Genomic DNA, 5,177 nt, shown 5'->3' with positions numbered 1-5,177 from the left:
GTTCCGCCCCGGTCCCGGCCGCGAGGCGATGACCTTCCACACCTCCTACCGGGACGGGCGGCTGCACGTCGTCCCGGACGACGCCGTCAAGGGCATCGCCGCGGGCAGGCTCGACCCGCGGCTGTTCGACGTGACCGGCCTGGTCGAGGCCGGGTACGACGACGCCCGCAGCGACCACGTCCCGCTCATCGTCACCGGCACGCCGAGCGCCGGACTGCGCGCCACCCGCGCGCTGCCCGCCGGCGCCGTGGCCGCGCAAGCGCCCAAGGCCGACGTCGGCGCCGCGTTCCGGGACCTGCTGGCCGACCCCGGCGTGACGAAGGTGTGGCTCGACGCCCTGCTCCGTCCCAGCCTCGACCGCTCGGTGCCCCAGATCGGCGCACCGACCGCGTGGCGGGCCGGTTACACCGGCAAGGGCGTCCGGGTCGCCGTGCTCGACGGCGGCGTCGACGGCGAGCACCCCGACCTGAGGGGCAAGGAGGTGGCCGAGCGCAACTTCACCGACGCGCCCGACAGCACCGACCTCGACGGCCACGGCACGCACGTCGCCGCCACCATCGCCAGCGGCGCGCCCGACGCCCGCATCCTCGACGGCAAGGTGTGCAGCAACGGCGGCTGCCCGGAGTCCTGGATCATGGCCGGGATGCAGTGGGCGGTCGACGAGGGCGCCGACGTGGTCAACCTCAGCCTCGGCGGCTACGACTCCCCCGGCGTCGACCCGCTGGAGGAGGCGGTGAACCTGCTGTCGGAGAAGACCGGCACCCTGTTCGTCGTCGCGGCGGGCAACTCGGGGCGGGCGAGGACGATCGACTCGCCCGGCAGCGCGGACTCCGCGCTCACCGTGGGCGCGGTCCGGTACGACGACGACCTCGCCTACTTCTCCAGCCGCGGTCCCCGCAACGGCGACGGCGCGGTGAAGCCGGACATCACCGCCCCCGGCCTGAACATCGTCGCCGCGAAGGCCGCCAAGGGCATCATCGGCACGCCCGTCGGCAAGCGGCACGTCTCGCTGTCGGGCACCTCGATGGCCACCCCGCACGTCGCCGGAGCGGCGGCGCTGCTCGCCCAGCAGCACCCGGACTGGACCGGCGCCCAGCTCAAGGCCGCGCTCATGGCCTCCGCCAAGCCGAACCCCGACCTGACCGTGTTCGAGCAGGGCACCGGCCGCGTCGACCTCACCCGCGCGATCACCGCCACGGTGGGCTCCGACCCGGTGAGCGTCACGTTCGCCGAGCAGTCGTGGCCGCACCAGGACGACGCCCCGGTCACCAAGACCGTCACCTACCGCAACAGCGGCCCGCAGCCGATCACCTTCGACCTCGTCGTCGAGCTGCGCGGACCGGACGGCCGGGCCGCGCCCGCGGGCCTGGTCACCGTGGACCCGGCGCGCGTCACCGTCCCCGCCGGCGGCGCGACCGCCGTCGCGGTCACCGCGGACACCCGGGTCGGCAGCCTCGACGGCGTCTACTCTGGCGTCGTGGTCGGCGGGCCCACGCGCACGCCGGTCAGCCTCGCCCGGGAGGTCGAGAGCTACGACGTGACGATCGAGCACCTCGACGCGGACGGCAACCCCGCCTCGGACCACACGACCGCGCTGGTCGGCATGGACAACGACGTCTACACCGACCTGTACGGGGCCAACGGCGTCGTCACCGCGCGCGTGCCCAGGGGCGAGTACCTGTCGCGCGCGTTCATCCGCACGGGCACCCGCGCGACCGTGCTCACGCGGCCGAGCCTGACCGTCGACGCCGACCACACCCGGTTCGTCTTCGACGCCCGCGTGGGCGGGCCGCTGCGGGTCACCGCGCCGGACCCGACCGCGAACCCGATGATCGGGGACATCAACGTCTCCCGGACCTTCAACGGCAGGCGCGTCGTGCTCAACACGGCGTTCCTGTCCGGGTTCGGTGACATGACGCTCGGCCAGGTCGGGCCGCCGCTGCCCGACGACCAGCTCACCGTGTCGATCGGCGCGCAGTTCCAGAGCCCGCCGGTCGACGGGGTGCCGACGCACTACCGGTTCCGCTGGGTCGAGCGGGGTGTGACGCCCACCGGCTTCACCCGCGCGCCGACCGTGGAGGAGCTGGGCGAGGTGCGGACCACCTTCGCCCCCGGCCCGGCCGACCGCCAGCACCTGCACAGCGGCAACGCGAGCCCGCCGGACGGCTCGGGCGGCTGGTCCGTGCTGCTGCCCGTGCCCGCCGGCGGCACGGTGGTCGACCGCATCACGACCGACGAGCTGACCTGGAGCTGGGGCTACCAGCGGCTGTCGCCGCAGTACCGCACCGAGGCCGACTACTCGACGTTCAACCGCACCTACCGGTCGGACGGCAGCTACGCGGAGCGGTTCCTGTTCCCGGTGCTCGGGCCGGGCCTGTCCGGGTACTCCGCGACCTACCTCGGCGTGGACCGGGACCGGGTGACGGCCCAGGTGCCGCTGATCAACGACCGCGACCACAACCTCGGTCGCGGCAGCTACGAGTCGGCGCGCACCTCGGTGTACCGGGACGGGCGGCTGGTCGGCCAGGTCCGGGACCAGTGGGGTGAGTTCACCGTGCCGCCGGGCGAGGCGGGCTTCCGGGTGGAGCACGAGCTCGTCCGCGACCCGGCGGCCAACGAGCTGTCCACCCGGGTCAGCGGCGCGTGGACGTTCCGCGCGAACCCGCAGCCGGACGGTCCCGGTCGTCGGGTGCCGATGTCCGTGGTCCGGTTCACCCCGGAGCTCGACGCCACCGGCGGCACGCCCGCCGGCCGGCTGCTGAGCGTGCCGCTGACCGTGGAGCAGCAGGACGGCGCGGACAACGCCGAGGTGGGCGTCGTGCGGGTCGAGGTGTCGTTCGACGACGGCAAGTCGTGGCGGCGGGTGCCGGTCGCGGGCGGCGCCGCGTTGATCCGGCAGCCCGCCACACCCGGTTACGCGTCGCTGCGCGCCTCCGGCTCGGACAGCGACGGCAACACGTTCGAGCACACCGTGATCCGGGCGTACAAGATCACCGGCTAGCGGTCCGCCCCGGCGGGGTGACGGGCGGGTGTGCCACCGGCACGCCCGCCCGTCGCCGTCCCACCGCCGTCCCGACCGCGGTGAGCACGGCGGCGGCGGCACGCGGTCCGTACATTTGTGCCGGGACGCACGGTGGGCGAGGGAGGTGCCGATGGCCGCACGCGCACTCGACCGGGCCGGTCGCGCGCCGCTGTGGCGGCAGCTCCAGGACGACCTGGTGGCCCGGCTGCGCTCCGGGGAGTTCGACCGCGGCTTCCCCGGCGAGCTGGCGCTGGTGGACGACTATCGCGTCAGCCGGCACACCGTCCGCCAGGCGTTGCACCAGCTGCGGGCGGACGGGGTGGTGGTGGCCGAGCGCGGGCGCCAGCCCAGGGTGAGCGCGGCGGCGGACGTGGAGCAGCCGCTGGACACCCTCTACAGCCTGTTCGCCTCGGTGGAGGCGGCCGGGCTGGAGCAGCGCAGCGTGGTGCGGGTGCTCGACGTGCGGGCGGACGGCGTGATCGCGGACCAGCTCGGCCTGGAGGGCTCCACGCCGCTGGTGCACCTGGAGCGGCTGCGGCTGGCCGGTGGCGAGCCGTTGGCCATCGACCGGGTGTGGCTGCCGGCGGACCTGGCCGCACCGCTGCTCGCCGCCGACTTCACCCGCACCAGCCTGTACTCGGTGCTGACCGAGCGCACCGGGATCCGGCTCGACCACAGCCGGGAGACGATCAAGGCCGTCGTGCCGACCGCCGCCGAGCGGTCCCTGCTGCGCTGCGGGCCGGACGTGGCGTGCCTGTCGATCCACCGGCTCGGCCGGGCCCAGGGCAGGCCGGTGGAGTGGCGGCACACGATGGTGCGCGGCGACCGCTACGCCGTGACGACCGAGGCGAAGGCCACTCGAAGCCGCTGACCAGGTCGGATGCCCGGAAATTCGCCGCCTGACCCGCTCGTGCGTTGCAGCTCCACCCTGGTCCGACCTAATGTACGGACAAATGACGGAGGTGGGTGTGGACGTCGAGACGATCAACACCGAGGCACTGGGCGACCGCGGCTACCTCGTGCACGACGGCGAGGCGGCCCTGGTGGTGGACCCCCAGCGCGACTTCGACCGGGTGGAGGCCCTGGCCGTGCGGCTGGGCGTCCGGATCACGCACGTCGCGGAGACCCACGTGCACAACGACTACGTCACCGGCGGCCTGGCGCTGGCCCGCCGGCACGACGCCGAGTACCTGGTGGCCGCCGCCGAGGACGTGGCGTTCGCGCGGCACCCGGTCCGGCCCGGCGACGAGTTCGCGGTCGGCGCGATGACCGTCACCGCGGTGGCGACCCCCGGCCACACCGAGCACCACCTGGCCTACCTGGTCGAGCACGACGGGCGGCGGGCCGTGTTCTCCGGCGGCAACCTGCTGTTCGGCTCGGTCGGGCGGACCGACCTCGTCGCGCCCGGGATGACCACCGACCTGACCCGCGCCCAGTACCGCTCGGCCCGTGCGCTGGCCGACCGCGCGGGCGACCACGCCACCCTCCACCCGACGCACGGGTTCGGCAGCTTCTGCTCGTCGGGGCCCGCGGTCGTGGCCGACGCGTCCACCATCGCGGAGCAGCGGCGGTCCAACCACGTGCTCACCGACGACGACGAGCAGCACTTCGTGCGGACCCTGATCGAGAACCTCACCGAGCACCCGTCGTACTACTCGCACATGGCCCCGCTGAACCGGAGCGGACCGGGCGCACCGGACCTGGCGGTGCCCGAGCCGCTGCGCGCCGACGAGGTGGCGGCCCGGATCGGGCGCGGCGAGTGGGTGGTGGACCTGCGCGACCGGGTCGCGTTCGCGGCCGGGCACCTGTCCGGCACGGTGGGCTTCGAGCACGGCCCGAGCTTCACCACCTACCTCGGCTGGCTGCTGCCGCGGGACGAGCGGGTCACGCTGGTCGGGTCCGAGGACGCCGTGCGCGAGGCGATCCGCGACCTGTGCCGGATCGGGGTCGACGGCCCGGACGCGGCGATCGGTGATCCGGCGGACGGCCTCGTCCCCGGTCACCCGGTGGTCGCCTACCCCCGCGCCACGTGGTCCGACCTGGTCGCCCGGAGCACCCCCGCCGACCGGGCCGACCCGCCGGTCGTGGTGGACGTGCGGCGCGCGGACGAGCACCGCGTCGGCCACGTCACCGGCTCCACCCCCATCCCGCTGCA

Annotated in this window: 3 protein-coding genes; all 3 read left to right on the top strand. The window is 74.6% G+C overall.

Annotated features, from left to right (window positions below; translation table 11 throughout):
- Positions 1 to 3,001: S8 family serine peptidase (locus tag AB0G02_RS27755; RefSeq protein WP_360799297.1), on the top strand; the 3,001-nt coding region annotated here is incomplete at its 5' end.
- Between the two features lie 151 nt (positions 3,002 to 3,152).
- Complete coding sequence (locus AB0G02_RS27750; RefSeq protein WP_360799294.1) at positions 3,153 to 3,893, top strand: GntR family transcriptional regulator; 741 nt, start codon at positions 3,153 to 3,155, stop codon at positions 3,891 to 3,893.
- Positions 3,894 to 3,975: 82 nt separating this feature from the next.
- Positions 3,976 to 5,177, top strand: a 1,202-nt coding sequence (locus tag AB0G02_RS27745; protein WP_360799291.1) for an MBL fold metallo-hydrolase, incomplete at its 3' end; no start/stop codon positions are given.

Origin of the sequence: Actinosynnema sp. NPDC023658, assembly GCF_040639995.1 — a bacterium.
Lineage (GTDB): Bacteria > Actinomycetota > Actinomycetes > Mycobacteriales > Pseudonocardiaceae > Actinosynnema.
Note: the sequence above shows the minus strand (reverse complement) of the source record. Positions and strands in the feature narration are given on the sequence as shown.

Excerpts from the sequence above, each read along its gene's own strand:
- AB0G02_RS27750 (WP_360799294.1), top strand. The coding sequence starts at position 3,153 with ATGGCCGCACGCGCACTCGACCGGGCCGGTCGCGCGCCGCTGTGGCGG.